At 72.8% G+C, this 25,682-nt stretch carries 22 protein-coding genes and 1 pseudogene; 13 read left to right on the forward strand and 10 right to left on the reverse strand.

Annotation, left to right across the window (positions count from 1 at the left end):
• Positions 1-59: 59 nt before the first annotated feature.
• Entirely contained in the window at positions 60-1,454 is a 1,395-nt protein-coding gene (locus QP119_RS06195; RefSeq protein ID WP_284774513.1) for a lipase family protein, read from the reverse strand.
• 265 nt (positions 1,455-1,719) lie between these two features.
• On the opposite strand from QP119_RS06195, the gene QP119_RS06200 reads away from it, so the two are divergent.
• Positions 1,720-3,519 (forward strand): ABC-ATPase domain-containing protein, encoded by a 1,800-nt coding sequence (locus tag QP119_RS06200; protein ID WP_284774516.1) that lies wholly within the window; start codon positions 1,720-1,722, stop codon positions 3,517-3,519.
• A gap of 101 nt (positions 3,520-3,620) precedes the next feature.
• Positions 3,621-3,794 (forward strand): DUF4236 domain-containing protein, encoded by a 174-nt coding sequence (locus tag QP119_RS06205; protein WP_284774518.1) that lies wholly within the window; start codon positions 3,621-3,623, stop codon positions 3,792-3,794.
• 139 nt (positions 3,795-3,933) lie between these two features.
• Here QP119_RS06205 and QP119_RS06210 read toward each other — a convergent pair whose 3' ends face one another.
• Both QP119_RS06210 and QP119_RS06215 read right to left on the reverse strand, forming a co-directional pair.
• On the reverse strand, positions 3,934-5,328 hold the full coding sequence (locus QP119_RS06210; protein ID WP_284774520.1) for a lipase family protein: 1,395 nt from the start codon (positions 5,326-5,328) through the stop codon (positions 3,934-3,936).
• 97 nt (positions 5,329-5,425) lie between these two features.
• Positions 5,426-6,379: an A/G-specific adenine glycosylase gene (locus QP119_RS06215; protein ID WP_284774522.1), complete on the reverse strand. Its 954-nt coding sequence runs from the start codon at positions 6,377-6,379 to the stop codon at positions 5,426-5,428.
• 53 nt (positions 6,380-6,432) lie between these two features.
• Here QP119_RS06215 and QP119_RS06220 point away from each other — a divergent pair, with 53 nt between their 5' ends.
• On the forward strand, positions 6,433-7,053 hold the full coding sequence (locus tag QP119_RS06220) for a carbonic anhydrase (RefSeq protein WP_284774524.1): 621 nt from the start codon (positions 6,433-6,435) through the stop codon (positions 7,051-7,053).
• 111 nt (positions 7,054-7,164) lie between these two features.
• Complete coding sequence (locus QP119_RS06225; RefSeq protein ID WP_284774590.1) at positions 7,165-7,878, forward strand: hypothetical protein; 714 nt, start codon at positions 7,165-7,167, stop codon at positions 7,876-7,878.
• Positions 7,879-7,953: 75 nt separating this feature from the next.
• Here QP119_RS06225 and radA read toward each other — a convergent pair whose 3' ends face one another.
• Positions 7,954-9,387, reverse strand: a complete 1,434-nt coding sequence (gene radA, locus QP119_RS06230) for a DNA repair protein RadA (protein WP_284774526.1) — start codon at positions 9,385-9,387, stop codon at positions 7,954-7,956.
• A gap of 155 nt (positions 9,388-9,542) precedes the next feature.
• Entirely contained in the window at positions 9,543-10,112 is a 570-nt protein-coding gene (locus QP119_RS06235; RefSeq protein WP_284774528.1) for a hypothetical protein, read from the reverse strand.
• Between the two features lie 336 nt (positions 10,113-10,448).
• Here QP119_RS06235 and QP119_RS06240 point away from each other — a divergent pair, with 336 nt between their 5' ends.
• From QP119_RS06240 to rlmB, 9 genes and pseudogenes are all read left to right on the forward strand, one after another.
• The gene (locus QP119_RS06240; protein WP_284774530.1) at positions 10,449-11,039 is read left to right on the forward strand and encodes a CarD family transcriptional regulator; all 591 of its coding nucleotides are present in this window, start codon (positions 10,449-10,451) and stop codon (positions 11,037-11,039) included.
• A pseudogene (ispD, locus tag QP119_RS06245) lies at positions 11,032-11,781 on the forward strand (2-C-methyl-D-erythritol 4-phosphate cytidylyltransferase); the annotation flags it as partial. The gene QP119_RS06240 and the pseudogene ispD, both read left to right, overlap by 8 nt.
• Before the next feature lie 157 nt (positions 11,782-11,938).
• Positions 11,939-12,415 carry a 2-C-methyl-D-erythritol 2,4-cyclodiphosphate synthase gene (gene ispF, locus QP119_RS06250; RefSeq protein WP_284774591.1) on the forward strand — a complete coding sequence of 159 codons (477 nt, stop codon included), beginning with the start codon at positions 11,939-11,941 and terminating at the stop codon, positions 12,413-12,415.
• Positions 12,416-12,691: 276 nt separating this feature from the next.
• A complete protein-coding gene (locus QP119_RS06255; RefSeq protein WP_284774533.1) occupies positions 12,692-13,414 on the forward strand; it encodes a FadR/GntR family transcriptional regulator in 723 nt (240 codons plus the stop codon).
• Positions 13,415-13,507: 93 nt separating this feature from the next.
• On the forward strand, positions 13,508-15,616 hold the full coding sequence (nagE, locus tag QP119_RS06260; protein WP_284774535.1) for an N-acetylglucosamine-specific PTS transporter subunit IIBC: 2,109 nt from the start codon (positions 13,508-13,510) through the stop codon (positions 15,614-15,616).
• Positions 15,616-16,800: an N-acetylglucosamine-6-phosphate deacetylase gene (locus tag QP119_RS06265; protein WP_284774537.1), complete on the forward strand. Its 1,185-nt coding sequence runs from the start codon at positions 15,616-15,618 to the stop codon at positions 16,798-16,800. Before nagE ends, QP119_RS06265 begins: the two co-directional genes overlap by 1 nt.
• Before the next feature lie 10 nt (positions 16,801-16,810).
• Complete coding sequence (locus QP119_RS06270; protein ID WP_284774539.1) at positions 16,811-17,572, forward strand: glucosamine-6-phosphate deaminase; 762 nt, start codon at positions 16,811-16,813, stop codon at positions 17,570-17,572.
• Between the two features lie 82 nt (positions 17,573-17,654).
• Positions 17,655-19,088 (forward strand): cysteine--tRNA ligase, encoded by a 1,434-nt coding sequence (cysS, locus tag QP119_RS06275; RefSeq protein WP_284774541.1) that lies wholly within the window; start codon positions 17,655-17,657, stop codon positions 19,086-19,088.
• A 176-nt stretch (positions 19,089-19,264) separates the two neighbouring features.
• On the forward strand, positions 19,265-20,212 hold the full coding sequence (gene rlmB, locus QP119_RS06280; protein WP_284774543.1) for a 23S rRNA (guanosine(2251)-2'-O)-methyltransferase RlmB: 948 nt from the start codon (positions 19,265-19,267) through the stop codon (positions 20,210-20,212).
• An 81-nt stretch (positions 20,213-20,293) separates the two neighbouring features.
• Here rlmB and QP119_RS06285 read toward each other — a convergent pair whose 3' ends face one another.
• The 5 genes from QP119_RS06285 to QP119_RS06305 are packed head-to-tail and all read right to left on the reverse strand — an operon-like array spanning position 20,294 to position 25,678.
• Positions 20,294-21,232, reverse strand: coding sequence for an alpha/beta hydrolase family esterase (locus QP119_RS06285; RefSeq protein ID WP_284774545.1), 939 nt, complete (start codon positions 21,230-21,232; stop codon positions 20,294-20,296).
• Positions 21,233-21,254: 22 nt separating this feature from the next.
• Complete coding sequence (locus QP119_RS06290) at positions 21,255-22,406, reverse strand: SLC13 family permease (RefSeq protein WP_284774547.1); 1,152 nt, start codon at positions 22,404-22,406, stop codon at positions 21,255-21,257.
• Between the two features lie 7 nt (positions 22,407-22,413).
• On the reverse strand, positions 22,414-23,373 hold the full coding sequence (locus tag QP119_RS06295) for a metal ABC transporter permease (protein WP_284774549.1): 960 nt from the start codon (positions 23,371-23,373) through the stop codon (positions 22,414-22,416).
• On the reverse strand, positions 23,374-24,072 hold the full coding sequence (locus QP119_RS06300; protein WP_284774551.1) for a metal ABC transporter ATP-binding protein: 699 nt from the start codon (positions 24,070-24,072) through the stop codon (positions 23,374-23,376).
• A gap of 28 nt (positions 24,073-24,100) precedes the next feature.
• The gene (locus QP119_RS06305) at positions 24,101-25,678 is read right to left on the reverse strand and encodes an antiporter (protein ID WP_284774553.1); all 1,578 of its coding nucleotides are present in this window, start codon (positions 25,676-25,678) and stop codon (positions 24,101-24,103) included.
• Positions 25,679-25,682: the final 4 nt, after the last annotated feature.

Consider the following 25,682-nt stretch of genomic DNA (forward strand, 5'->3'; position numbering starts at 1 on the left):
CCCGCGGGGCGCACGGTAGCTGACCACCGTGCGCCCCGCGGGCGTCGTCAGTCTTTTTTCTAGGCGTTGCAGGTCAACGCCACGTTCTCACCGCGCACGGCCTGCTCCAGCCAGGGGATGGCGGTGCCCAGCTCGAGCGCGTCCGGGCTCGAGTGGTCGACCACCGGCGCGACGGGCCCGACGTTGTGCTCGATGTAGTTCACGCGCGCGCCCTTGGCGCACCAGTCGCGGACCATTTGGCGGCCCTGCTCGATGCCGACCAGGTCGTCCTGCACGTTGTGGGTGACGTAGACGGGGATGTCCGGGGCGATGGTGCCGATGCGCTGCTTGTCCAGCACCGACTTCCACGGCTCCTGGTCCAGGTAGGTGCTCACCGGCCGGCCGGACTGGGTGGCGGCCTCGGTGTCGGTGAAGCCCCACTTGAACAGCGAGGACGTCTCGCACTCGTGGTCGGCCTGCTCGAGGAAGCTCTGGCCCTGCTCGCTGACCAGCTTGTCGCGGGCCTCGCGGGTATCCGGGTAGGTGCGCGTGAAGCCGTTGAGCGTGTAGGCGATGCCGGCCGTCAGCGCCGAGCCGTCGATGTGCTTGGCCACCTCGCCCAGGTCCGCGGGCACCGCGCCGGCGAAGGCGCCGGCGATCTCGAGCTCCGGGGCGTACTCGGCGTGCAGCTCGGCGGCCGCGGCGACGGCCCCGCCGCCCTGGGAGAAGCCCCACATGGCCATCGGACCGGTGAAGCCCTTGGCCCGGGCCGCCCGTCCCATGTCCAGGGTGGTGTGCGCCTGGGAGACGCGGTTCATGTACGTGTGCGAGCCGGGCGTGCCCAGGCCCTCGTAGTCGGGCATCGCGACGGCCCAGCCGCGGCCGAGCATCGCGGCCTGCACCATCGCCTCGTACTCCTTGCCCTTGGCCAGCAGCTTCGAGGGCGCGCACTGGTCGCCGGCGCCCTGGGTGCCCGGGGCGTGGACCATCACGGGCCGCTCGCCGGGGCCGTTCCACGGCACGGCCGGGGTGATCAGGGTGCCGGTGACGGGGATGGGCTCGCCGTTGGCGTCGCGCGAGGTGTAGACGATGCGCTCGGCGGTGGTGCCCCAGGTCGCGCCCTCGACCAGCAGGCTCCAGCTGGAGGGTTGGGACTTGACCACCTCGCCGGGCTCGCCGGTCGGGTGCGGGTCGATCGTGGAGTAGAAGCCGTCGGGGTCGATGTCGTCCGGGTCGGCCAGGTCCGCGATGCCGGTGCGGATGGCCATGTCCCAGGGCGCGTCGGAGGAGCCGCCGATCGCCGAGGGGATCTCGTTGCCGCTCGAGCCGGTGGGCGCCGAGGAGCCGCCGCTGGGCGTCGAGGAGCCTTCGGGCGCGCTGGACTGCGCGTTGGCGGGGCCGGCGCAGACGGAGGCGGCGAGCAGACCGGCGGTGATCACCGCGGCCGCGCCCGCGCGTGACGAGGTCTTTCGCATGGGGGTCCTTTCGTCAGGGGAGGTGGGCGGCTCGCGCCCGGGCAACGCGGAACGGCCGGGCCACGGGTGTGGCTTGAGGCACAAAGTGGTCGCGTTGGGGAAAGTTTAAACGCCGAACGAATCGCCGTTCGTTCTTTTCGGGGAAAAATTTCACCGCCTAAGAATTTCCGACGCCCGCGGTGCGCGGCGCGGGCGGTTCCGCCCGGCGTCGGCGCCGGGCGGGGCCCGGCGGCGTCGGCGGGCACGCTCCTGGTAGACCGGGGGCGTGCGAACCCTCGACGATCTCTCCCGCGACCTGCACCGCCTCGACGGAAAGCCCTACGGCGCCTACCGCGACCTCACCGGCACCGCCTACGACCTGGGCGAAGGCTGCGTCTTCGTGCTCGACCGCGCGCAGACCGACCCCTACGCGCCGGCCTCGCTGGCCCACCTCGAGATCCCGCACTCCGTTTCCGGGCTGTCCCTTCCCGAGGACCGCCCCGGCCTCATCGGCGCCGAGGACTTCCTCACCCGGGCGCTGGTGCGCGCCGCCGCCCGCAAGCGCGACCTCTCCCTCGGCCGCCCCGGCCAGGAGATCCTCGAGCGCACCACCGTGCGCCTCGGCGCCGAGTCGACGACGGTGCGCCTGACCGTGCAACTTCCCGCGCGCGGTCGCCGCATCCTCGGCCGCGCCGCCGCCGGCACCCTGACCGGTGCGCTGCCCGAGATTGTCGACGCCGCGCTGCGCCCCGTCGCCGCCGACGAGCTCGATGCGTGGGTCACCCACTGCCGCGACGTCGCCTTCCTGCGCCGGTGGCTGGCAGACGAGGACCTGGTCGCCTTCGTCGGCGACGGCGCGGTGCTGCCGCGCCGCTCCGGCGACTCCGACGAGCCGCTGTCCGACGCCGTCCCCTTCGCCGCCCCGTCCACCCTGCGCCGCGAGGTCGCGCTGCCCTCGGGGCGCAGGCTCTCGGGGATGGGTGTACCGGCCGGGGTGACCGTGATCGTCGGCGGCGGCTACCACGGCAAGTCGACGCTCTTGCGCGCCGTCCAGCGCGGGGTCTACCCGCACATCCCCGGCGACGGGCGCGAGTGGGTGGTCACCCGCTCCGACGCGGTCTCCGTGCGTGCCGAGGACGGACGCGCCGTGACGGGCGTGGACATCTCGCCGTTCATCTCCGGGCTGCCGTCGGGCCAGGACACGGTGAGCTTCTCCACCGCCAACGCCTCCGGGTCGACCTCGCAGGCGGCCAACCTGGTCGAGGCTCTCGAGGCCGGTGCCACGGCGCTGCTGATCGACGAGGACACCTCGGCGACGAACTTCATGCTCCGCGACGCCCGGATGCGCGCGCTGATCAGCTCGGACAAGGAGCCGATCACGCCCTTCGTGGAGCGTGTGCGCGCCCTCTACGAGCGCCTCGGGGTCTCCACGGTGCTGGTCGCCGGCGGCTCGGGCGCCTTCTTCGGCGTGGCCAACCACGTCATCGCCCTGGACTCCTACCGGGTCTCGGACGTCACCGACCGCGCCCACGAGCTGGCGGGGGAGGGGGTGGTTGGTGCGGCCGGCGGTGCCGGGGCCGCGGCCGGTGAGTCTGCTGCCGCGGCCGAAGTCCCCGCCGCAACCGGCCAGACCACCGGGGCCGGTGCTGGTGCTGACCAGGTCTTCGGCGCCGACTCCGCCGCACTCGACCGCTCTCCCGTGCTCAAGGTCGCCGCCAAGCCCTCCCGCGGCAAGGGCGGCCGGGGCAAGGGCGGCAGAGGCGGCCGTGGCCACGGCGGGCGCAAGCCGGCGGGCGCGAAGGGGCGCACCACCATCCGGCTCGGCAAGGACTCCGTCGACCTCGGCCCGGCCGAGCAGCTCGTCGACCCGGCGCAGACCACCGGCATCGCACACGTCATCGACAGGCTGGAGCCGCTTCTCGATGGCACCCGGACCCTGGCCGAGGCCGTCGACGAGGTCGAGTCGACCATCGACCGCGACGGCTTGGACGCCGTGGCGCCCTATCGTGGTCACCCGGGCCTTTTCGCCCGGCCGCGACGCCACGAGATCATGGCCGCGGTCAACCGCTTCCGCGGCCTGCGCTGAGCGGGCGGGACCCGGCCCGAACACTCCGGTCCCGCCCGGGCAGCCTGGCCCGCGCGCTAAAATCAGGGCATCAATCGGCCTCGACGAACAGGAGTTCCGCCATGGGCATCACCTTCCGCAAGCGCCAGAAGATGGGCAAGGACAGCTGGATCAACTACTCGGGCTCGGGCGCCTCGATGTCCAAGCGCATCGGCCCGGTCACCTTCAACTCCCGCGGCGGCGTCTACGTCAAGCTGCCCGGTGGCCTGAACTTCCGCGGCCGCTGGAAGAAATAGCGCCCTCCCGGGCCTGAGCCCGGGCAAAATGTGCACCTTTGTCGCCGCCCCCGAAAATTGACCTGGGGAAACGGCGAACTGCCCCGACAAAGGTGCACATTTTGCCCACTCTCGGCCGCCCGGCCAGCCCCGGCACCCGCTAGGAACTCACCCCGGGCACCCCGAGCACCTGCTCGGGCCCACCGGCCAACAGCGCGTCGCAGTTGCTCGCCGCCGGCACTCCGTTGAACCGGTCCTGCACCCAGTCCAGGGCCGGACCCGCGTGCGAGAACACCGGGATCGCGTGGTTGAGCCCCGTCTTGTGCGGCAGCTCCGGCAGCCCGTCACTGCGGAAGTCCACCGTGCCACCGGCCGCGCAGTAGCCGACGGCCATCCCGCGGGCCTGCGCGTGCGGGATCACGTCGTCGTGGCGCCCGCTGAGCACGAGCATCGGCGCGCTGATCGGGTGCAGCCCGAGCGCCTGCTCGCGGAGGTACTCGCGGATCGCGGGCTCCTCTTCCAGCACCTCGGAGAGCGGCCGCCCGCTCTCGATCAGCTCGGCGGAGCTACGGAAGGCCCAGCTCAGCGCGGTGTCACCGATGCAGGCGTCCGCGAGCCGGCGCAGCTTGGCAGAGGCCTGCGGGGCGGCCTGGCGGTCGAAGGCCTCGTCGACGGCCGGGGCGATGTCGCGGCCGGTGTTGACCGCGTAGCCGAGCACGCCCGCGATCGTCGAGCCGTCCACCCCGCCGAGCACGCTGGTCAGCTCGGCCGGGGGAGCGCCGACGTAGGAGCCGGCCACGTTCAGCCCGGGCGCGTAGCCCGCGGCCTCCTCGGCGGCGGCCGCCGCGGCCCCGCCGCCCTGCGAGTAGCCGTAGAAGGCCACCGGGGAGTCGGCGGGCGCGCCGGCCAGCGCCAGCCCCGCGCGCGCCGAGTCCAGCACCGCGTGCGCCTGCTTGGTGCGGTGGACGTAGTGGTGCAGCCCCTCGGTGCCCAGCCCCATGTAGTCGGTCATGACCACGCGCATCCCGCGCATCGCCGCGGCGTACATGGCGGGCAGCTCGTAGTTGATCCCGGCGGCCCCGTGTTGCGGGTCGATCGCGCCGAGCAGCCACGGCCCCTTCGACGGCGCGCACGCGTCGCCCTGCCCGCGGGTGCCGGCGGCCATGACCAGCGTCGGGGTCGGCCCGGCCCCGGTCCACGGCACGGAGGGCTCGATGACCACGCCGGTCACCGCGACCGGCCTACCGTCGCGGTCGGTCGAGGAGTACATCATCCGGTGCGCCCGCCCGGGCAGCCGCGGCTCGTCAAGCCCGAGCTGGCGCGCGGTCGGGTCGGCGAGGTTGAGCATGTGCGGGGCGAGCTGCTCGCGGATGACGGTGCCCGGCGCCTGCGGCACCTCGGCCGGCGCGGCGTAGAACGGGTCGGCCGGGTCCGAGATCAGCGCGTCCGGCGTGGAGGACTGGGCGTGGGCAGGCGCGGTCAGGCAGGCGGCCGCGATTGCCGACGCCGCGAGCGTCACCGTCGCGCGCCGAAGAGTACGTAGGCGCATGAACATGCCGAAAAGACTAGCCGCTTCACGGCCCGCACACAGGCTTTCACCGGCCCGGATCCAGGCGCGGTGGCGCGCAGGCGCGCCGCCGGCCCCGCGCCGCTTAAGCCGGCAGGTGGAAGCGCCCGGAGGCGTCCTGCTCGGCCAGGCCGTCCTCGATCAGCGAGAACAGGCAGCGCGAGCGCTGCGCGGCGTCGGGCCACACGGCGTCGATCTCGGCCTTGTCCACCGGGTGCTCGGCGGCGCGCAGCACGGCCATGATCTTGCCGCGCACCTGCCGGTCGGTGCCGGCGAACTTCTGCACCCGCTTCTTCGCCCCGGCCAGCTCCTCCGCGCTCGGCTCGGGGCAGCCGGCGGCAACCCAGGCGCACCAGGGGCGCACGGGGCAGATGTCGCAGTCGGGCGACGAGGCGGTGCACACCAGGGCGCCGAGCTCCATCAGCGCCACCGAGATCTCCGGCCCCGCAGGCAGCTCGCGCTCCCCGTCCTCCCCGTCCTCACCGTCCTCCCCGTCGGCGGGCAAAAGCGCGGCGACCTTGCGCAGGTCGGCCGCGCGCGCCGGGCCGGGCAGGAAGGCGCCCTCGACAAGGCGGCGGTGCACGCGGCGGACGTTGGTGTCGACGACCGGCACGTTGGCGCCAAAGTGGAAGCAGGCCACCGCGCGTGCGGTGTAGGTGCCGATGCCCGGAAGATCCTCGAGCTCGGCGACGTCCGCGGGGGCCTCCCCGCCGTGGCGTTCGACGATCGCGGCGGCGCACTCGTGCAGGCGCAGCGCGCGGCGCGGGTAGCCGAGCCTGCCCCAGGCGCGCAGCACCTCGGCGCGTGACGCGTCGGCGAAGTCCTCCGGGGTGGGCCAGCGCCCCATCCACTCGCGCCAGATCGGGGCGACCCGGGCGACGGGGGTCTGCTGGCTCATCACCTCGGAGAGCAGCACCCCCCACGCGCTCGTACCCGACGCGCGCCACGGCAGGTCCCGCCCGTTGGCCGCGAACCAGCCGACCAGCGCGCGCAGCGCCGCCGGATCAGGGGTGGGGGAGGTGGTGTCGGGGCAGTTCATCGCGGCTCGAGTGTATCGGCGCCCACCCCCGGTGGGATCATGGAGGTATGTACATGACCAAGACCCCGCACGAACCCCAGGCCGTCTGGGAGACCCTCAAGAGGGGCAACGCCCGTTTCCGCGACCACATCTCCGAGCACCCCCACGCCGACACCGAGCGCCGCTACGCGCTGCGCTCCGGCCAGGCCCCGCGCGCCGTGGTGCTCGCGTGCTCCGACTCGCGCGTGCCCGTCGAGCTCGTCTTCGACTGCGGCCTCGGCGACCTGTTCGTCGTGCGCACCGCCGGCGAGATCCTCGACTCCGCGGTGCTCGGCTCCATCGAGTTCGCCGTCCGCGGCCTCGGCGTCGACCTGCTCGTGGTCCTCGGCCACGAGAGCTGCGGGGCCGTCGCGGCCGCCCGCGGCGCGGTCGAGGAGGGCGAGGTGCCCGGCGGCTGGCAGCGCACGCTCGTCGAGAAGGTCGCCCCGGCGCTGATGACCGCGCGCGCCCAGGGCAAGACCGAGCCCGCCGACTACGAGCGCGCGCACGTCTCCGCCGTCGTCGACCAGCTGCACCACCGCGTCGAGGGGCTCGACGAGCTGATCGCCGAGAACCGCCTCGGTGTGGTCGGCCTGCGCTACCTGCTCAGCGACTCCGACCTCGAGGTCGTCGAGGCCCACGGCGTCGAGGCTTGACCGATTGACGACGCCCCCTCCGGTGCGCGTGGCGCGCCGGGTGCGGGCGGATCAGGTCGGGGGACACGCCCGCACATGGGCTGACCGGCCCGGCGGCGGGTGGGCCATAAACTGGAGGGCGTGAGCTCCCAGAACCGTCGGCGACTGCCCCAAGAGATCTACCTCCGCCGCCGCATCGCGGCGATCGTCGCGCTGCTCGTGGTGGTGGCGCTTTTGATCTGGTTAGCCGTGTCCTGCTCCGGCGGCGGCGACGAGGAGAAGACCGACCCGGTCTTCAGCTCCGAGACCAACTCCTGGCAGGCACCGGCCCCGGAGACCACCTCCGCCAAGGAGTCCGAGAAGACCTCGGAGAAGGACAAGGACAAGGAGTCCGAGTCCGCGAGCTCCTCGAAGGAGCCCAAGGAGTCCGAGACAGTGGCCTCTAACGGCAAGCGCACCTGCGAGCCGGCCGACCTGCGCGTGACCGCCCAGACGGACCGCCCCGGCTACTCGGACGGCACCCAGCCGACCTTCTACATGACGGTGGCCAACCCGACCGAGGCCGACTGCGAGATCGACCTGACCCAGTCCCCGCTGCGCTTCGAGGTCTACGACATGGCCACCAACGCGCGCGTGTGGTCCGACATCGACTGCAACAAGCCGATGCAGGAGGGTCGCACCACCTTCAAGGCCGGCGAGGAGCGCCACTTCGAGGCCGTCTGGTCGCGCACCACCTCCGAGCCGGAGAAGTGCTCGGACCGCCAGGCCGTGCCGGCCGCCAGCTACTACCTGCACGCGGTGCTCGGCGACAACCCCTCGGCCGCCCAGCCGTTCAACCTGAGCTAGCCGGAGGAACTGACAGGCTGCGCCATCAGGCTGGCTCAGCCGCACACAGAGGGTCGGACCGTGACGGTCCGGCCCTCATTTCTTTTTCTCGCCCTTCGGGGCCAGCCCCGCGGCCGTGATCGCCTCGGCCAGGGTGGCCGCCTCGCGCACGGCGATGCCCTCGGGGCGGCGCTCCCCGTCGAGCGCGCCGGCCGGCACCACGGCGGCGCGGTAGCCGAGGCGGGCGGCCTCGGCCAGCCGGCGGGCCAGGTTGGGCACCCGGCGCAGCTCGCCGGCCAGGCCGACCTCGCCGATGGCCACGGTGCGCTCGGGCAGCGCGGTGCGCCGGATCGTCGAGACGGTCGCCAGTGCGACGGCCAGGTCGGTGGCCGGCTCGCCGATGCGCACGCCGCCGACGGTGGCGACGTAGACGTCCTTGTCCTGGGTCGGCAGCCCCACGCGGGCGGCGAGCACGGCGAGCACCATCGGCACGCGGTTGGCGTCCAGGCCGGTGACCACGCGCCGCGGGTTCTTCGCCGGGGTGGTCACGGCCAGCGACTGCACCTCGGCGAGCATCGGGCGCACCCCGTCCATGGCCACGGTGACTGCCGAGCCGTCCGGGGTGGAGCCGCGGTGGGAGAGGAAGAGCCCGGAGGGGTCGGGCACCTCACGGATGCCGTCGGAGGTCTGCTCGAAGCAGCCGACCTCGTCGGTCGCCCCGAAGCGGTTCTTCATCCCGCGCAGCATGCGCAGGCTGGAGTGCCGGTCGCCCTCGAAGCTGAGCACGACGTCGACGAGGTGCTCGAGCACGCGCGGGCCTGCGACGTTGCCGTCCTTGGTCACGTGGCCGACGAGCAGCACCGGGATGCCCGAGGTCTTGGCCAGGCTGGTCAGCGCGGCCGTGACCGCGCGCGACTGGGCCACGCCGCCGGCCACGCCGTCGACGCCGCCGGCCTGCATCGTCTGCACCGAGTCGACGATGAGCAGCGAGGGCCTGACCTGCTCGACGTGGCCGAAGATGGTGTCCAGGTCGGACTCGGCGGCCAAATAGAGGCTCTCCTCGACCGCCCCGGTGCGCTCGGCACGCAGGCGGACCTGCCCCGCGGACTCCTCGGCGGTGACGTAGAGGGCCGTGCGCGGCTTCTTCCCGTCCGCGTCGGGCTGGCGGGCCCAGCGGGCGGCGACCTCGAGCAGCAGGGTGGACTTGCCCACGCCGGGCTCGCCGGCGAGCAGCACCACCGAGCCGGGCACGATGCCGCTGCCGAGCACCCGGTCGAGCTCCCCGATGCCGGTGGCCACGCTCGAGGAGGCCGTCGGCGAGATCCGGCTCATCGGCTTGGCGGGGCTGGTCGGGGTCAGCGCCGCGCCCGCCGGACCCGCGGAGCCGCCGCTGCGGGAACCGGCGGCGGGCCGGGGCGCGCGCTCCTCGAGGGTGCCCCAGGAGCCGCAGTCCGGGCAGCGGCCCAGCCACTTCAGGGCGGTGTGACCGCACTCGGAGCAGACGTATTCGACGTGGGGTTTCTTGACCATGCACCCGATTGTGGCGCAGGGGCGCGACAGCCGCGCCCGCGGGGTTCGAACACGCGCGCGTACGCGCGGGCGCCGGCGCCCCGCAGCGGCACCCGAATACACAGGAAGACCCCGGCGATAGGCCGGGGTCTTACAGGTCAGAGGGTCTGAGAGGACTACTCGTGGTTGTCGGCCGGGTCGCCGGTGCCGCGCTCGAAGTGGCCGGCCTCCGGGTGCTGCTCGGAGACGGTGGCGGTCACGGTGATGTCACCGGAGTCGAACTTGAAGGTCACGTCGACGTTGCCGGCGACGGCGTAGTCGCCGTCGAGCTCGGTCTCGGTGTACTCGATGCAGCCGGCGTCTTCGGCCTGGGCGTTGCGGTCGTGGGCCTCCTCGGTGTCGGAGACCAGCGAGCACGGGTAGTCGATGGTGGCCGCGCGGAAGCCGGACGCCTTCTGGCCGTCGACCTCGACGGACTCGAGGCGGTGGTCCTTCTGGGAGGTGTCCTGGTTGACCGCGACGAACTTCAGGTTGGCGTTGCCCGCACCGTCGAGGACGACGGTGACGTCACGGACGGCCACGGAGCCGTCCTCGGCGTCGGCGGAGGCGCCGTCGACGGCGGCGACCTGGCTGGACGTCTGGGTGATCTGGCCTGCCGAGCAGGATGCCAGCGCCAGCGCGGTCAGGGCGGTCGCGCAGATGACGCCCCCGCGGCGGGCGGTCGACTTCAGGGCCTTCACGAACATGTCCTCCATTGGTGCGGTGACTACGCTTCTCAGGGGTTAACTGTAGTAAACACGGGGGCGAGTCACAGAAACGTCAAGCTTTCGACGGACTACCGGGGGCAGACTTTAGGGGGAACCGGGGGTGGGCACGGCGCCCCACCCGGCGCCCCACCGGTCGGCACCCCGGGCGGCGCCGCGCGCCGCCCCGCACCCCGCCACCCGCACGGGGCGCGCCCGCGGCGCGGCAGGCGGGGCGTCGTCAATCGGACCGGGCACCCCGGGAGCGCAGGTAGGCGCGGAAAACGCCCGTGGTAGAATGGGCGCTCCGTGTGTCTGCCGCAGCGCAAGGAGGAGCCCATGGATTACAAGGTCGGGTCGGTCGTCGTCTACCCGCATCACGGCGCCGCCGTGATCAAGGACATCGAGCAGCGGGAGATCGGGGGAGAGACCCTGGACTACCTGGTGCTCCAGGTCAACCAGTCCGACCTCGTGGTGCGTGTGCCCATCAAGAACGCCGAGCTCGTCGGCGTGCGCGACGTCGTCGACGACAAGGGCCTGCGCGCCCTGTTCGACGTGATGCGGCTGACCGACGTCGAGGAGGCCGGCAACTGGTCCCGCCGCTACAAGGCCAACCAGGAGCGGCTGGCCTCCGGGGACGTCAACAAGGTCGCCGAGGTCGTGCGCGACCTGTGGCGCCGCGACCAGTCCCGTGGCCTGTCCGCCGGTGAGAAGCGCATGCTCTCCAAGGCGCGCCAGGTGCTCGTCGGCGAGATCGCCCTGGCCGAGCTCGGCGACAAGAAGAAGGGCGAGAAGATCCTCGGGGAGGCCGACAAGGACCTGCGCGCCCAGCGCGAGGCGGCGGGCCTGCCCACCACCGACGCCGAGGTCAAGCCGGACGGCACCGACGTCGACCTCGACGACCTCAGCTTCGACGACGAGGATGCCTGACCGGCACGTCACGGCGCTCGTCGCCGCCGCCGGGCGCGGCACCCGGCTGGGCGCGCGGGTGCCCAAGGCCTTCGTCCCCCTGCGCGGGCGCACCCTGCTCGAGCGCTCGGTGACCGCGATGGTCACCGCCGAGGTCGTCGACGAGATTATCGTCCTGGCCAGCGCCGACATGGAGGGCTACGCCGCCGACCTGCTCGCCCGCCGCGGCGTCCTGCCCGACGCGGGCGCTTCCTCGAGCGCGCCGCGCGTGCGCATCGTGCGCGGCGGCGGCGAGCGTGCCGACAGCGTGTGGGCCGGCCTGCAGGCCATCGAGGTCACTCAGGGTGTGGTGTTGATTCACGACGCCGCGCGCGCCCTCACCCCGCCCGGCATGATCGCGCGCGTGGCGCGCGCCGTGCTCGAGGGCGCACCCGCGGTGATCCCCGTGCTGCCCGTGGTGGACACCGTCAAGCGTGTCGACGGCGCCCGCGTGCTGGGCACCCCGGACCGCTCGGCGTTGCGTGCGGTGCAGACCCCGCAGGGCTTCGACCTGGCGGCGCTGCGCGCCGCGAACGAGGCCTATTTCGCCGAGGTCGAGCCGGGCTTCACCGCCACCGACGACGCCTCGCTGATGGAGTGGCACGGCGCCGAGGTCACCTGCGTGCAAGGCGACCCGATGGCCTTCAAGATCACCACCCCGCTGGACCTGAAGCTGGCGCAGACCATCGTCGACGAGGCCGAGCCGACCGTCTTCGACGTGCCGGACTCGGCGGCGCCGGCCGACGCCGGGGCGGCCGGGGAGGCGGCGCCGGGGTCCAACTCGTCCGCCCCCGAGACCGACTGAACCAGGAGTGACCGTGACCGAAACGCCCCGCGAGAACAACACTCAGATCGCAGCCGGTGCCGGCGTCGCCGGCACCGTGCCCGTGCCCCGGGTGGGCGTGGCCACCGACGCCCACCGCATCGAGGCCGGCCGCGAGTGCTGGATCGCCGGGCTCCTCTTCGAGGACGCCGACGGCTGCGAGGGCCACTCGGACGGCGACGTCGTCTCGCACGCCGTGGTCGACGCGGTGCTCTCCGCGGCGGGCCTCGGCGACCTGGGCTCCCTGGTCGGCGTCGGCCGCCCCGAGTACACGGGTGTCTCCGGTGTGCGGCTGCTCGAGATCGCCGCGGAGAAGCTGGCGGGGGAGGGCTTCGCCGTCGGCAACGCCGCGGTGCAGATGATCGGGCAGACCCCGAAGGTCGGCCCGCGCCGCGCCGAGGCCGAGCGCGTGCTCAGCGCGGCGCTGGGCGCACCGGTCAGCGTCTCGGCGACGACCACCGACCACCTGGGCTTCACCGGCCGCGAGGAGGGTCGTGCCGCCGTGGCCACGGCCGTCGTCTGGCGCACGCGCTGACGCAGGCGCGGCGTCGGCAAGCGGCGCACCACGCGCCAACCGCGCGCCGGCGGCGACCGACGCGGCGTCGGCAAGCACCCCGCGCCGCAACGCGCCACGTGCGCTATCTCACCCCCGTTTTCACCCCCGTTTATGTACTCCGGACTTCCGACAACCTACACCCTCCGGGCTATGCTTAGGTCAGATGTCTGATTTCGACCTCTGACTCCAGACGTCGCCCCCGGGACACCCAGCGGGCCGGCGCCCGGGTCCACGGACGACAGGTGGAGACCTAAAGTGCCAGATTTCACCGGCCGGGGACGCCTCCGGCACCGCTCGGCCGCCCAGGCGGCGGCCCAGGGCATCAAGGACCACATCCGCAACCACGGACTCGTCGAGGGCGACCTGCTGCCCTCCGAGGCGGACATGTGCGAGGACCTCGGGTGCTCGCGCTCCTCGATCCGCGAGGCCGTGCGCACCCTGGCCACCCTCGACATCGTCGAGGTGCGCCACGGGTACGGCACCTTCGTGTCGGGGATGTCGCTGAGCCCGCTGGTGGAGGGCCTGGTCTTCCGCACGCTCGTGGACTCCGAACGCGCCGTGGAGCGCATGCGCAACATCGTCGAGGTCCGCTACGGCCTCGACACCGCCGTGACCACCGGACTGATGGGTGCGCTGACGCCCGAGCGGGCCGAGGAGCTGCACGGGGTCGTCGCGCAGATGCGCGCCCACGCCGAGGCGGGCGAGCCCTTCCTCGAGGAGGACCACCACTTCCACACGATGCTGATGAGCCACGTCAAGAACCACCTGGTGCGCGAGCTCTCGGACGCGATGTGGCGGGTGCAGATGCAGGTCGCCCCGGCCATGGGCCTGGCCACGTCGAAGGAGTGGGCCAGCAGCGTCGACTCGCACGACGAGATGGTCGACGCCATCGTCGCCGAGGACTCCGGCGCCTACCGCGCGGCGGTGCGGCGCCACTACCGTAGCCTGCTCGACGCGCTGGCGAAGACGGACATCTAAGAGTTTCAGTCCGGAACAACCCGGGTGCAGCCATTTCCCGACGGGGCCTCCGTGACCGGTCGCCCCCGCCGGCTCTACTAAAGGAGAACGGCCGTGGACAAGATCATGGCTCCTCTTCAGAAGCTAGGCAAAGCCCTCATGGGCGCGGTGGCGGTCCTGCCCGTCGCCGCCCTCATGATGGGTGTCGGCTATTTCCTCGAGTCGAACGGCGGCGACAACCTCGCCACCGTCGCGAGTGTCTTCCAGGCGGCCGGTAACGCCGTCCTGGGCAATCTCGGTGTCCTCTTCGCCGTGGCGATCGCCTTCGGCCTGGCCAAGGACTCCAACGGCGCGGCGGCGCTGTCCGGCTTCCTCGGATTCGTCACCGTCACCCTCATCGTCGGCCCCGAGGCCGTCGCGGGCTACCGTGGCATCGAGGACCCGACCGCGCTGACCGGCCAGGAGGCCCTCGACTGGGCCTCCCAGGGCTGGGACGCGATCGGCAACGCCAACGTGCTGCTCGGCATCGTCGTCGGCATCCTGGCGGCGTGGACCTACAACCGGTTCCACCAGACCCGCCTGCCCGACGCCCTGGCGTTCTTCTCGGGCCGCCGCCTGGTGCCGATCCTGACCTCCTTCTTCTCGATCGTCCTGGCCGGGGTCTTCTACCTGCTGTGGCCGCTGCTCTACAACGGCCTGTTCCACTTCGGCCAGTGGATCCAGGGCATGGGTGCGTTCGGCGCCGGCATCTACGGCGTGGTCAACCGCCTGCTCATCCCGACCGGCCTGCACCACGCCCTGAACTCGATCTTCTGGTTCGACGTCGTCGGCATCAACGACATCGGCAAGTTCCTCGGTGGCGCGGACACCATCGCCGCCGCCGACGCGGCCACCAGTGCCGCGACCTGCCCCGGTGTCTGGGACGGCTCGTCCTGTGACGTCGTCGGCGTGATCGGCCAGTACCAGGCCGGCTTCTTCCCGGTGATGATGTTCGGTCTGCCCGGCGCCGCGCTCGCCATCACGCTGCGCGCCAAGGGCCCGCGCCGCAAGGTCGTCGGCTCCCTGATGCTCGCCGGTGCGCTCGCCGCGTTCCTGACCGGCGTCACCGAGCCCCTCGAGTTCTCCTTCATGTTCGCCGCGCCGCTGCTGTTCGTCCTGCACGCGCTGCTGACCGGCATCTCGCTGGCCATCGCCTCCTTCTTCCACTGGACCGCGGGCTTCGGCTTCTCGGCCGGCCTGGTCGACATGCTGCTGAGCTCCCAGAACCCGCTGGCCAGCAGGTGGTGGATGCTGCTGCTGCTCGGCGTGATCTACTTCTTCGTCTACTTCGGCGTGTTCTACCTGGTCATCGGCTGGCTCAGCCTCAAGACCCCGGGTCGCGAGGACGACGAGGAGCAGGCCGAGGCCACCGAGGAGATCGTCTCCTCCGACGACCCGCTGGTGGCCAAGTCCGCCCGTATCCTCCAGGGCCTGGGCGGTGCCGCCAACATCGACTCCATGGAGTACTGCGCCACCCGCTTGCGCACCACCGTGGTGGACCCGGGCCTCGTCGACGACGCGGTGATCCGCTCCGCCAACGTGCCCGGCGTCATCCACCCCTCGCACAAGGCCGTCCAGGTCGTCATCGGCCCGAACGTCCAGTTCGTGCACGACGAGGTGCGCCGCCAGATGCAGCACCCGGTCGCCGTCTCCGCGACTTCCGCCCCGATTGCCGACGCCGCGCCGGCCGACGCGGGCGTGTCCGCGCCCGTCGCCGGCACCACCGAGCTCGCCTGCCCGGTGGCCGGTGAGGTCATCGGGCTCGACAAGGTCGAGGACCCCGCGTTCTCCGGCGGCGCGGTCGGCGAGGGCTTCGCCGTCAGGCCCGCCGAGACCGACGAGCTGGTCTATGGCTCCCCGGTCGCCGGCACCGTGGTCATGGTGCCCAAGACGCGGCACGCCGTCGCGCTGCACACGGCCGAGGGCCTGGACGTCCTCGTCCACGTCGGCCTGGACACCGTCAAGCTCGGCGGTGAGGGCCTCGAGGTGCTCGTCGCCAAGGGCGACACCGTCGAGATCGGCGCCCCGATCGTCCGTGTGGCCGCGGACGAGCTGCGCGAGAAGGGCATCGACCTGACCACCCCGGTGGTCGTGACCAGCAGGAAGAAGGTCGCCGCGGTGCGCGCCGCCCACACGGGTGCGGCCGTCGCCGGCGAGAAGGCCGTGGAGGTGGACTACCGCTGATGTCCGCACACGTCTATCGCGGAACGCTGGTCAACGGCGTCGACGAGCCGCGCGTCTGTGAGGTCGCCGTCGACGCCGACGGCACCGTCGCCCGCGTCGACCTCGCCGAGCCCGCCGCCGACCCGGCGCCGGCCCCGGCCGGTGGGCCCGGCCCGGTGATCACGCCCGGCTACGTCGACGTGCACAACCACGGCGGCGCGCGGGGAGCCTTCCCCACGGGCACGCTCGAGGAGTGCCGCCGGGCCGCGGACTACCACCGCAGCCAGGGCACGACGCGCCTTCTGGCCAGCTTCGTCTCCGGCACCGAGGAGGAACTGACCCACCAGCTCGGCGTGATCGCCCCGCTCGTGGCCGACGGCACGCTCGCCGGCGTCCACCTCGAGGGGCCCTTCGTCAACACCGAGAAGTGCGGCGCCCAGGCGCCCGACCGCATCCAGGACGGCGACCCGGAGATGTTCCGGCGCGTCCTCGACGCCGGCGAGGGCATCGTGCGCTCGATCACCTTCGCCCCGGAGACCCCGAACGCCCGCGCGCTGGTCGACCTGTGCGCCGAGCGCGGCGTGATCGTCTCGCTGGGCCACACGATGGCGGACTACGGGACGACCGCCGAGGTCGTCGACTACGCCGTCGAGCGCGGCGCCACCGTCACGGCCACCCATCTGTTCAACGCCATGCCCCCGCTGCACCACCGCAAGCCGGGTGCGGTCGCGGCACTTCTGGCCACGGCCAGCGCCGGGCGCGCGGTCGTGGAGGTCATCGGCGACGGGGTGCACCTGGCCGACGGCACCGTCGACCTGTGCGCCGCGGCCGCCGGCGACAACATGGTGCTGGTCACCGACGCCATGGAGGCCACCGGCATGCCGGACGGCAGCTACGTGCTCGGGCCGCTCGAGGTGGTCGTCGAGGGCGGGGTCGCCCGCCTGGCCACCACCGACGGCACCCCCGGCGCGATCGCCGGCGGGACGAGCACCCTGGCCCGGCAGGTCACCCGCTTCGCCGCGCGCCACGGCTACACCCGTGCGGTGCGCGCCGCGTCCCTGCGCCCGGGCCGGTTGCTCGGCCTGGACCAGAACGAGGGGCTGCACGTGGGCAACGCGGCCGAGTTCGTCGTCCTCGACGCCGCCGCCCACGTCAGCGAGGTCTTCGCCGCCGGACGGCGGCTGACCGCGTCCGAGACAGACTGAGGAGAGCATCATGGAAGTTGTCATCCGTCACACCGCCGCAGAGGTCGCCGAGGTCGCCGCGGACATCCTGGCCGGCTACATCCGGCCGGGCGGGGTCCTCGGCGTGGCCACCGGCTCGACGCCGATCGCCACCTACCACGAGCTGATCGCCCGGCACGGCCGCGGCGAGCTCTCCGCCGAGGGTGTGGAGTTCTTCGCCCTGGACGAGTACGTCGGCCTCGACCACGACCACCCGCAGAGCTACTACCGCACCCTGCGCGACGAGCTCATCGACCCGCTGGAGGTCGCCCCGGAGCACCTGCACGTGCCGGACGGCATGGCGGACCCGCACACGGCCGGCGCCGCCTACGAGGAGCAGATCCTCGCCGCCGGCGGCATCGACTGCCAGCTGCTCGGCGTGGGCGTCAACGGGCACATCGGGTTCAACGAGCCGACCAGCTCGCTGAACTCCGTGACCCGCCTGAAGATCCTGCACCCGCAGACGGTCAAGGACAACGCCCGCTTCTTCGACTCGGCCGAGGAGGTACCCCGCCGCGTGCTCACGCAGGGGCTGGGCACCATCCAGCGTGCCGGGCGGCTGCTGCTGATCGCCATCGGCACCAACAAGGCCGACGCCGTGGCCAAGCTGGTCGAGGGGCCGCTGTCGGCGGCCTGCCCGGCCTCGATCCTGCAGTGGCACCCGCACGCGACCGTCGTCGTCGACGAGGAGGCCGCCGCCGGGCTAGTCAACCGGGAGTACTACGAGTTCGCGGAGGCGAACAAGCCGGAGTGATCCCGTGGCACTGAACCACTGACGGCGCGTCCGTCGGCCCTCACACCGGGGCCCGGCGGGCGCGTCGCTTAGTATTGGGCCCGTGACTGCACAGCGAGAGACCCCCGAGACCGGCACGTTGCGGCTCTACGACACCGCGACGCGCACCACCCGCCCCTTCGAGCCGCTGCGGGAGGGCCACGCCTCGATCTACCTGTGTGGCGCCACCCCGCAGTCGCAGCCCCACATCGGGCACGTGCGCAGCGGCGTGGCTTTCGACATCCTGCGCCGCTGGCTTTCCGCCCAGGGCCTCGACGTCGCCTTCGTGCGCAACGTCACCGACATCGACGACAAGATCCTCAACAAGGCCGCCGAGCACAACCGGCCCTGGTGGGAGTGGGTGTCCACCTACGAGCGCGAGTTCACCCGCGCCTACGACACCCTCGGCGTGCTGCCGCCGAGCGTCGAGCCGCGTGCGACCGGCCACGTCACCCAGATGGTCGACTACATGCAGCGGCTGATCGACAACGGCTTCGCCTACGCCGCCGAAGGATCGGTCTACTTCGACGTCGCGGCCTGGACCGCCGCCGAGGGCTCCGACTACGGCTCTCTTTCGGGCAACCGCGTCGAGGAGATGGAGCAGGGCGAGCCGGACTCGCGCGGCAAACGCGGCCCTCACGACTTCGCGCTGTGGAAGGCCGCCAAGCCCGGTGAGCCGTCCTGGCCCACCCCCTGGGGCCCGGGGCGTCCCGGCTGGCACCTGGAGTGCTCGGCGATGTCCACCTGGTACCTCGGCTCCGAGTTCGACATCCACTGCGGCGGGCTGGACCTGCAGTTCCCGCACCACGAGAACGAGCAGGCGCAGTCCCACGCCGTCGGCGACGGCTTCGCCCGCTACTGGCTGCACAACCACTGGGTGACCATGTCCGGCGAGAAGATGTCGAAGTCGCTGGGCAACGTGCTCTCCGTGCCACACATCCTGACCCTGGTTCGCCCCGTCGAGCTGCGCTACTACCTGGGCAGCGCCCACTACCGCAGCGTGCTGGAGTACTCCGAGTCCGCGCTGACGGAGGCGGCCGCCGGATACCGGCGCATCGAGGACTTCCTGCACCGCGCCGTCGAGGCCGCCGGTGAGATCGAGCCGGGCGAGTGGACCCCGGCCTTCGCCGAAGCGATGAACGGCGACCTCGGCGTGCCCCGTGCGCTCGCCGAGATCCACCGGGCCGTGCGCGCGGGCAACACCGCCCTGGCCGCCGGCTCGGCCGACGAGGCCGCCGCCGTCGCCGCCCAGGTGCGCGCGATGACCGCTGTACTCGGCGTCGACCCGCTCTCCGAGAAGTGGCTGGACGCGGGCGGTTCGACTGACGACACCGCGCACGTCGCCCTGGACACGCTCGTGCGCGCCGAGCTGGACCGGCGCGCGCAGGCGCGCGCCGAGAAGGACTTCGCCACCGCCGACGCGGTGCGCGACCGCCTGGCGGCCGCCGGTGTCACCGTCACCGACACCCCCGACGGCTCGCAGTGGTCCCTGGGCTGATCGGCTGACTGGTGCGGCGGGCGGAGCCTGTCGCGCCCGGTTTCTACCTGACCTGCGCGGGCGGTAGGGTTGCCGGGGAGATCGGCGCCCGCGCGCGCCGCGAAAACGGCCGGTGCGGGCGCCTGAGGTTCCTCTCAGGGACTCCCGTGACCGGGGATTCACGTGAAGGGGACCTGATGGCAGGAAAGAAGCCACACGTCAAGGGCAACGGCGGCAACAAGAAGGGCTCGACGAAGGGCTCCGGCGGCCGGGGCCGTCGCAGCCTGCGGGGCAAGGGCCCGACGCCGAAGGCGGAGGACCGCGTCTACCACGCCGCGTACAAGCGCAAGCAGGAGCGCACCCGCCGCGACTCGGGGCGCCACGAGCGTGAGGTCGACCTGGTCGTCGGCCGCAACCCCGTCGTCGAGTGCCTGCACGCCAAGGTCCCGGCCGAGCGGCTGATCATCGCCGCCGGCACGGGCAACGACGACCGCCTCTCCGAGGCCGTCGCCATCGCGCACTCGCGCAACCTGCCCGTCGATGAGGTCCAGCGCCACCAGCTCGACCGCATGACCGGCAACGGCCTGCACCAGGGCATCGGCCTGCAGATCCAGCCCTACCGCTACGTCGACGTCCACGACCTGATCGGCCGGGTCGCCGACCTCGAGGAGCCGGGCATGATCGTCGTGCTCGACAACATCACCGACCCGCGTAATCTCGGTGCGGTCATCCGCTCGGTGGCGGCCTTCGGCGGCCACGGCGTGGTCATCCCGGAGCGCCGCTCCGCCTCGGTGACCGGCGTGGCCTGGCGCACCTCGGCGGGCACCGCCGCGCGCGTGCCGGTGGCCCGGGCGACCAACCTGACGCGCACGGTCGAGGAGTTCAAGAGGAACGGCTACCAGGTCGTCGGCCTGGAGGCCGGCGGCGAGCACACCCTCGACACCTACGACGGCGGCACCGACCCGGTGGTCATCGTCGTCGGCTCGGAGGGCAAGGGCATCTCGCGGCTGGTGCGTGAGCACTGCGACGTGCTGATGAGCATCCCGATGGCCGCGTGGGTCGAGTCGCTCAACGCGTCGGTGGCCGCCGGCGTGGTGCTCAGCGAGTTCGCCCGCCAGCGCCGCGTCGCCGCGCGCGACAGGTAGGCCGGGGCGGCGGGGCCGGGCCCCGCCGCCCGGGACTCAGCGAAGCCGGGCCCCGCCGCCCGGGACTCAGCGAGGCCGGGCTCAGCCCAGCCGCTCGAGGAAGTCGCCGACGACGTCGGCGGCGATGACCGCGTCGCAGTCGGGCCCCAGCATCTCGGCGGTCTCGGTGCCGGAGGGGATGACGTGGCCGGCGTCGAGCAGGGTCCACAGCTCGGTCACGGCGTGCTCCGCGTCGCCGGGCGCGCCACCCCAGCGCTCGACCTCCACGCCGGGCACCGGTTCGCTCAGCTCCGGGTCCCCGCCGACGCCGTTGAGGCCCGCGAACTTGGCGGCCGACTCCGGCGCGGACAGCGCGTGGCCGCGGTAGCTGCGCTCATCGATGCCCACGGCACCGCCCTGGTAGCCGGCCATCGGGTCGGCCGTGCCGTGCATGAACTGGCACGGGGTGGGCACCCACTCGGGCGCCTCGACCGGGCGTGCGCCCTCGGTCTCCCCGGCAGCGACGGCCTCGGAGAGCAGGTCGCCGGGCAGCTCCACGCCGGGCAGCTCGTGGCCGGGCGCGGGCCAGGTCGCCGCGAAGACGACGGCCGCGTGCAGCAGCCCCGGGGCGTCGCGCAGCAGGCGCATGACCATCTGCCCGCCGTTGGAGTAGCCCAGGCCGGTCACGTTGCCGCGGTCGATGCCGTGGCTCCCGGCCAGCTGGTCGATCAGCGCGCGGGTGAAGCCGACGTCGTCGATATTGTCGCGGCGGGCCTGCTCGGGCAGGGCGCGGCGGGCGTCGTTGAAGTGGCGGCCCACCCCGTCGGGGTAGGCGAGCACGCAGCCGAGGCGGCAGGCCAGCTCGTCGAAGGTGTTCGCGGTGAAGTTGCGCATCACGTTGCCGGACTGGCGCGAGCCGTGGAAGAAGACCAGCAGCCCCGGGTTATCACCGAGGGGCTCGGGGACGATGACGCGGGCTCGGCGGTCGAGCCCGTCGTGGGTCAGGTTCATGGTCTCGACGGAGTATTCGGCGGAACTCATGGCAAGGCAGTCTACGCCGGGCTCACACGGCCAGGGCGCACAGCGTCACGGCCACTGGCGCGAGCACGAGGCCGGGCAGGACGAACGCCCGCCAGGGCACGGGCTCGCCGCGGCGGGCCAGCTGGTCGAACCACAAGAGCGTGGCCAGCGAGGCCCACGGGGTGACCAGCGGGCCGACGTTGACCCCGACGAGCAGCGCGAGCGTCTCCGGCCCCGCCGCGGCGGCCGGCTCGAGGGCCAGGTAGGCCGGGATGTTGTTGACCAGGTTCGCCGCCACCGCGCCGGCGGCGGCCGTGCCCGGCACCCCGAGCCCGCCCGGGGCGGCGACCAGGCCGGCGCTGATCCCCGAGGCGTGCACCGCCGCGGCGGCCACCGACAGCGCGGCCGCGACGAGCAGCGCGCCCCACGGCACCAGGTTCATCCGCAGCGCGCCGGGCTCTGTGACGGCGAAGCACGCCGCGAGCACGACGGCGGCGCCCGCGGCCGTCAGCCAGTAGGGCACCGGCGTGGCCAAAAGAGGCAGCGTGCAGGCGAGCACCACGAGGCTCAGCGCGTGCAGCGGGTGCGTCCCTGAATTGCCGACGTCGCGCCCCACCCCTCCCGGTTCCGTTGCGGCCGGCGCAGGCACCGGGGAGCGCCGGTAGACGACGAGCGCCACGGCCGAGGCGGCGAGTGCGACGAAGAAGGTGACACCGGAGACCGGCCAGGCGGCCGCGGTGAAGCCGCCGGCCGTATCGAAGCGTCCGGCGGCGTCGGCGAGCAGGTTGGTCAGGTTGCTCACCGGCAGCCACATCGAGGCGATGTTGGCCGTCCAGATCACCGGCAGGGCCAGGGCGAGGACCTCGAGGCCGCGCGCCCGGGCCAGCCCGACGGCCACGGGGGTGAGCAGGATGACGGTGGTGTCCAGGGAGAAGAAGGCAGTCGAGACGGCTGCCAGCCCCGTCACCAGCGCCCAGGCGCCCAGTCGTCCGGACATCCCGGGCAGCCTGCCGAGCGCGGCGACCACCGTGTCGAAGGCCCCGGTGCGGGAAGAGAGGTTGACCACCACCGAGATGGCGGCGACGAAGCCGAGGACCGGGGCCAGTCGCGCCGCCGCTTCCCCGAGCGCGGCCGGGTCGGCGACGGCGAGCCAGCCGGCGGACGCCACGAGCACCGCCCTCAGCAGCGCGCGCACGGTGCCGCTAGTCCCCGGTGTGGTGGGCAGGGGTGGCCGAGCCACCCGGGACGGCGGGGTCGGTGCCGACGGCGCCGGGCGCGACGTGGTCAATCGGGCCCGTGCTGCGCCGGGCCACGGCGGCCTCGTCGCGCTGTACGCCGCGCGAGCGCCACCAGCCGATGAGCCGGCAGACGAGGTAGATCGCGAAGCTGATCGAGGTCACGAAGACGCTCACGGGCAGGCCCGGGGCCAGGGAGAGGACCAGGCCGCCGACGGCGGAGACCTCCGCGAAGACGACGGCGAGCACCACCGCGCGCACCGGCGAGGCGGTGACCTGCACGGCGGCCGCGCCCGGGGTGATCAACAGCGCCATGACGAGCAGGGCGCCGACGATCTGGACCGACTGCGCGGCGGTCAGGCCGACGAGCACGGCGAAGCCGACGGCGATCAGGCGCACCGGGAGGCCCGCGGCCTGGGCCATCGCCGGGTCGGCGGAGGCGAAGAGGATGGGGCGCCAGAAGACCACGAGCAGCACGAACACCACGACGGTCACCGCGGCCAGCGCGCGTACGCTCGCCCCGGACACGCCGACGATCTGGCCGGTCAGAAGGGCGAAGGCGGTGCGCGAGTTGCCGGGGTAGAGGTGGATGAACAGCACCGACAGGCCCAGGCCGAAGCTCATGACCACGCCGATGGCGCTGTCCTGCTGGCCGCGCATGCCCAGCAGCGCGAGGACGACGGCGGCCGCCACCGCGCCGGCGACCGCGCCGAAGCCGACGCCGACGCCGGCCAGCAGCGCGGCCGAGGCGCCCATCAGTGCCAGCTCGCTGGTCGCGTGCACGGAGAACGACATCTTGCGCAGCACGATCAGCGGGGTGATCGCCCCGGAGACCAGGCCCAGCAGCGCGGAGGCGAGAAGCGCCTGGCGCACGAAGTCGACCTGGAGGAGGTAGCCGGTGTCGGCGAGGAACTGGCTGAGGCCCACCTAGACCACCACCAGGCGGCCGTCGACCTCGACGACGTCGACGCGGGTGTCGTAGAGGCGGGAGAGGACCTTCGGGTCCATCACCTCGGCGACGGTGCCGGAGACGTGCCCGCCGGGGGTCAGGTAGAGCACCCGGTCGGTGGCCTCGAGGACGGGGTTGATGTCGTGGGTGACGCAGACGACCGCGCCGCCGGCGTCGCAGTGCGCGCGCAGCATCGCCACGGTGCGCTGGGCGGCGGCGGGGTCGAGGGAGAGCAGCGGCTCGTCGGCGAGCAGGAGCTCCGGATCGTCCGCGAGCGCCTGCGCCTGGCGCACCAGCTGCTGCTGGCCGCCGGAGAGCGTGCCCACCCGGTGCCCGGCCAGGCCCTCGCCGCCGACGCGGCGCAGCAGCTCGGCCACCTGGGCACGGCCGGCCCGGCGGCGGCGGAAGACGCCGTGGGCCAGGGAGAGGGAGACCAGGTCGCCGGCGCGCAGCGGCAGGCCCGCGGGGAACATGCGCTGCTGCGGGATCAGCCCGACGCGGGCGTTCACGCGCGCGGTGCCGCCGGTGAGCCGGCGGATGCCGGTGAACACCCCGAGCAGCGTCGACTTGCCCACCCCGTTGGGGCCCAGGACAGTGAGGAACTGACCGTGGTCGATCTCCAGGTCCAGGCCGGACCAGAGCGGGTCGACGGCGGCGTCGGTGAGGGTTGCGAGCATACGGCTTTCCGGTCGGGGTGAGTCCGGGTCAGACGATGACCATGACGGGGATGACGAGGATCTTGTATATCAGCGCCAGGGCGAAGGTCGCGGTGTAGCCGGACATGATGCGCGAGTCGCTCTCGTTCTCCAGGGCGTACTGGAGGACGGCCGGCTGGCCGAGCACGCCGGCCAGGCCGCCGTTGGCGCGCGTGGCCGACTGGCCCGCGGCCCAGCTGACGGCGAGGTAGACGCCGCAGCCGACGAGCGCGGTCAGGGCGGCCAGGCCGATGGTGACCAGGCCCTGGAGGGTGAAGGCGGTGTTGACGAAGGCGGGGCCGGAGGCGGTGCCCACTGCCGCGAGGAACATCATCAGGCCCAGCTGGCGCAGGGTGTAGTTCGCGGTGCGCGGCAGCTGCCAGGCGGTGCGCCCGGTGCGCTGCACGGCGCCGAGGATGATGCCGATGATCAGCGGGCCGGCCGCCGCACCCAGGGCGAAGGAGGAGCCGCCGGGCAGCGGGATCTCCAGCAGGGCCAGCAGGAAGCCGAGGGCCAGGCCGCCGGCGGCGGCGATCCAGTCGAGCTCGGAGAAGGCCTGCACGGAGTCGCCGAAGTACTGGCGGACCTGCTCGGTGCGCGTGGTCGGCATGACGACCTCGGCGATGTCGCCGTACTCGAGGTAGATCTCGTCGTGGGCGAGCATGACCTCGTCGCCGCGGCGCAGGCGGATGACCTGCGCGTTGCGGGAGGCCAGGAAGGGCAGGTCGCCGACGGACTTGCCGGCGATTTCCTGGTTGGACACGCGGAAGCTCTGGATGGTCAGGTGGTTGTCGCGGCGCATCGACAGCTGGCCGACGCGCTTGCCGAGGGTCCGGATGACTGCCGGCAGGGCCGCCTTGGTGCCCAGCACGGCGATGGTGTCGCCCTGCCGCACGTCCGTGAACTCGGTGAGCACGCTGCGGTGACCGTCGCGGATGATGGTCGCGGCCTGGAACTGGTCGCCCCACTCCTCCTCGAGGGCCTCGATGTCGGCCTCGGCGACGTTCTGGGTGACCTTGATCCGCGCCATGCGGATCTTCTTCTCGTCCGGGTCGATCTGGTCGTTGCGGGCCTTCCACTCCCGGTTGATGGTGAAGGCGACGACGAGGATGGCCAGGGCCACGCCGGTGGGGTAGCCCAACGAGTAACCCACGGCCGGCGCCTCGGAGCCGGTCTGGTCGGTGGCCAGGGCCAGCGACGGGGTCGAGGTCAGCGAACCCGAGAAGACACCGAGTGCGACCTCGCGGGTGATGCCCAGAAGCTGGGCGCCGAAGATGGACGCGGCCGCGGCGGCGGTGACCGAGAGGATCGCCGCGCCCATGGGCAGGAGCTGTTCGCGGAAGTTCTTGAAGAACGTCTCACCGGCCTCGAGGCCGACCATGTAGACGAACATGCCCAGCCCGAGGTCCTGGAAGATGGTCAGGGACTCCTCCGGCAGGTCGACGAAGGCGCCGACCGCCAGGCCGATGAACAGGGAGCCGGCCGCGCCGAAACGCAGGGGACCGAAGGGGATCGCGCCGAAGGCCGCGCCCGCGGCGATGACTATGAAAAGAGTCAGAAGTACCTGACCGTCGAGAAAAGAGAGCACCTGA

This window comes from Corynebacterium frankenforstense (genome assembly GCF_030211955.1).
GTDB lineage: Bacteria > Actinomycetota > Actinomycetes > Mycobacteriales > Mycobacteriaceae > Corynebacterium > Corynebacterium frankenforstense_A.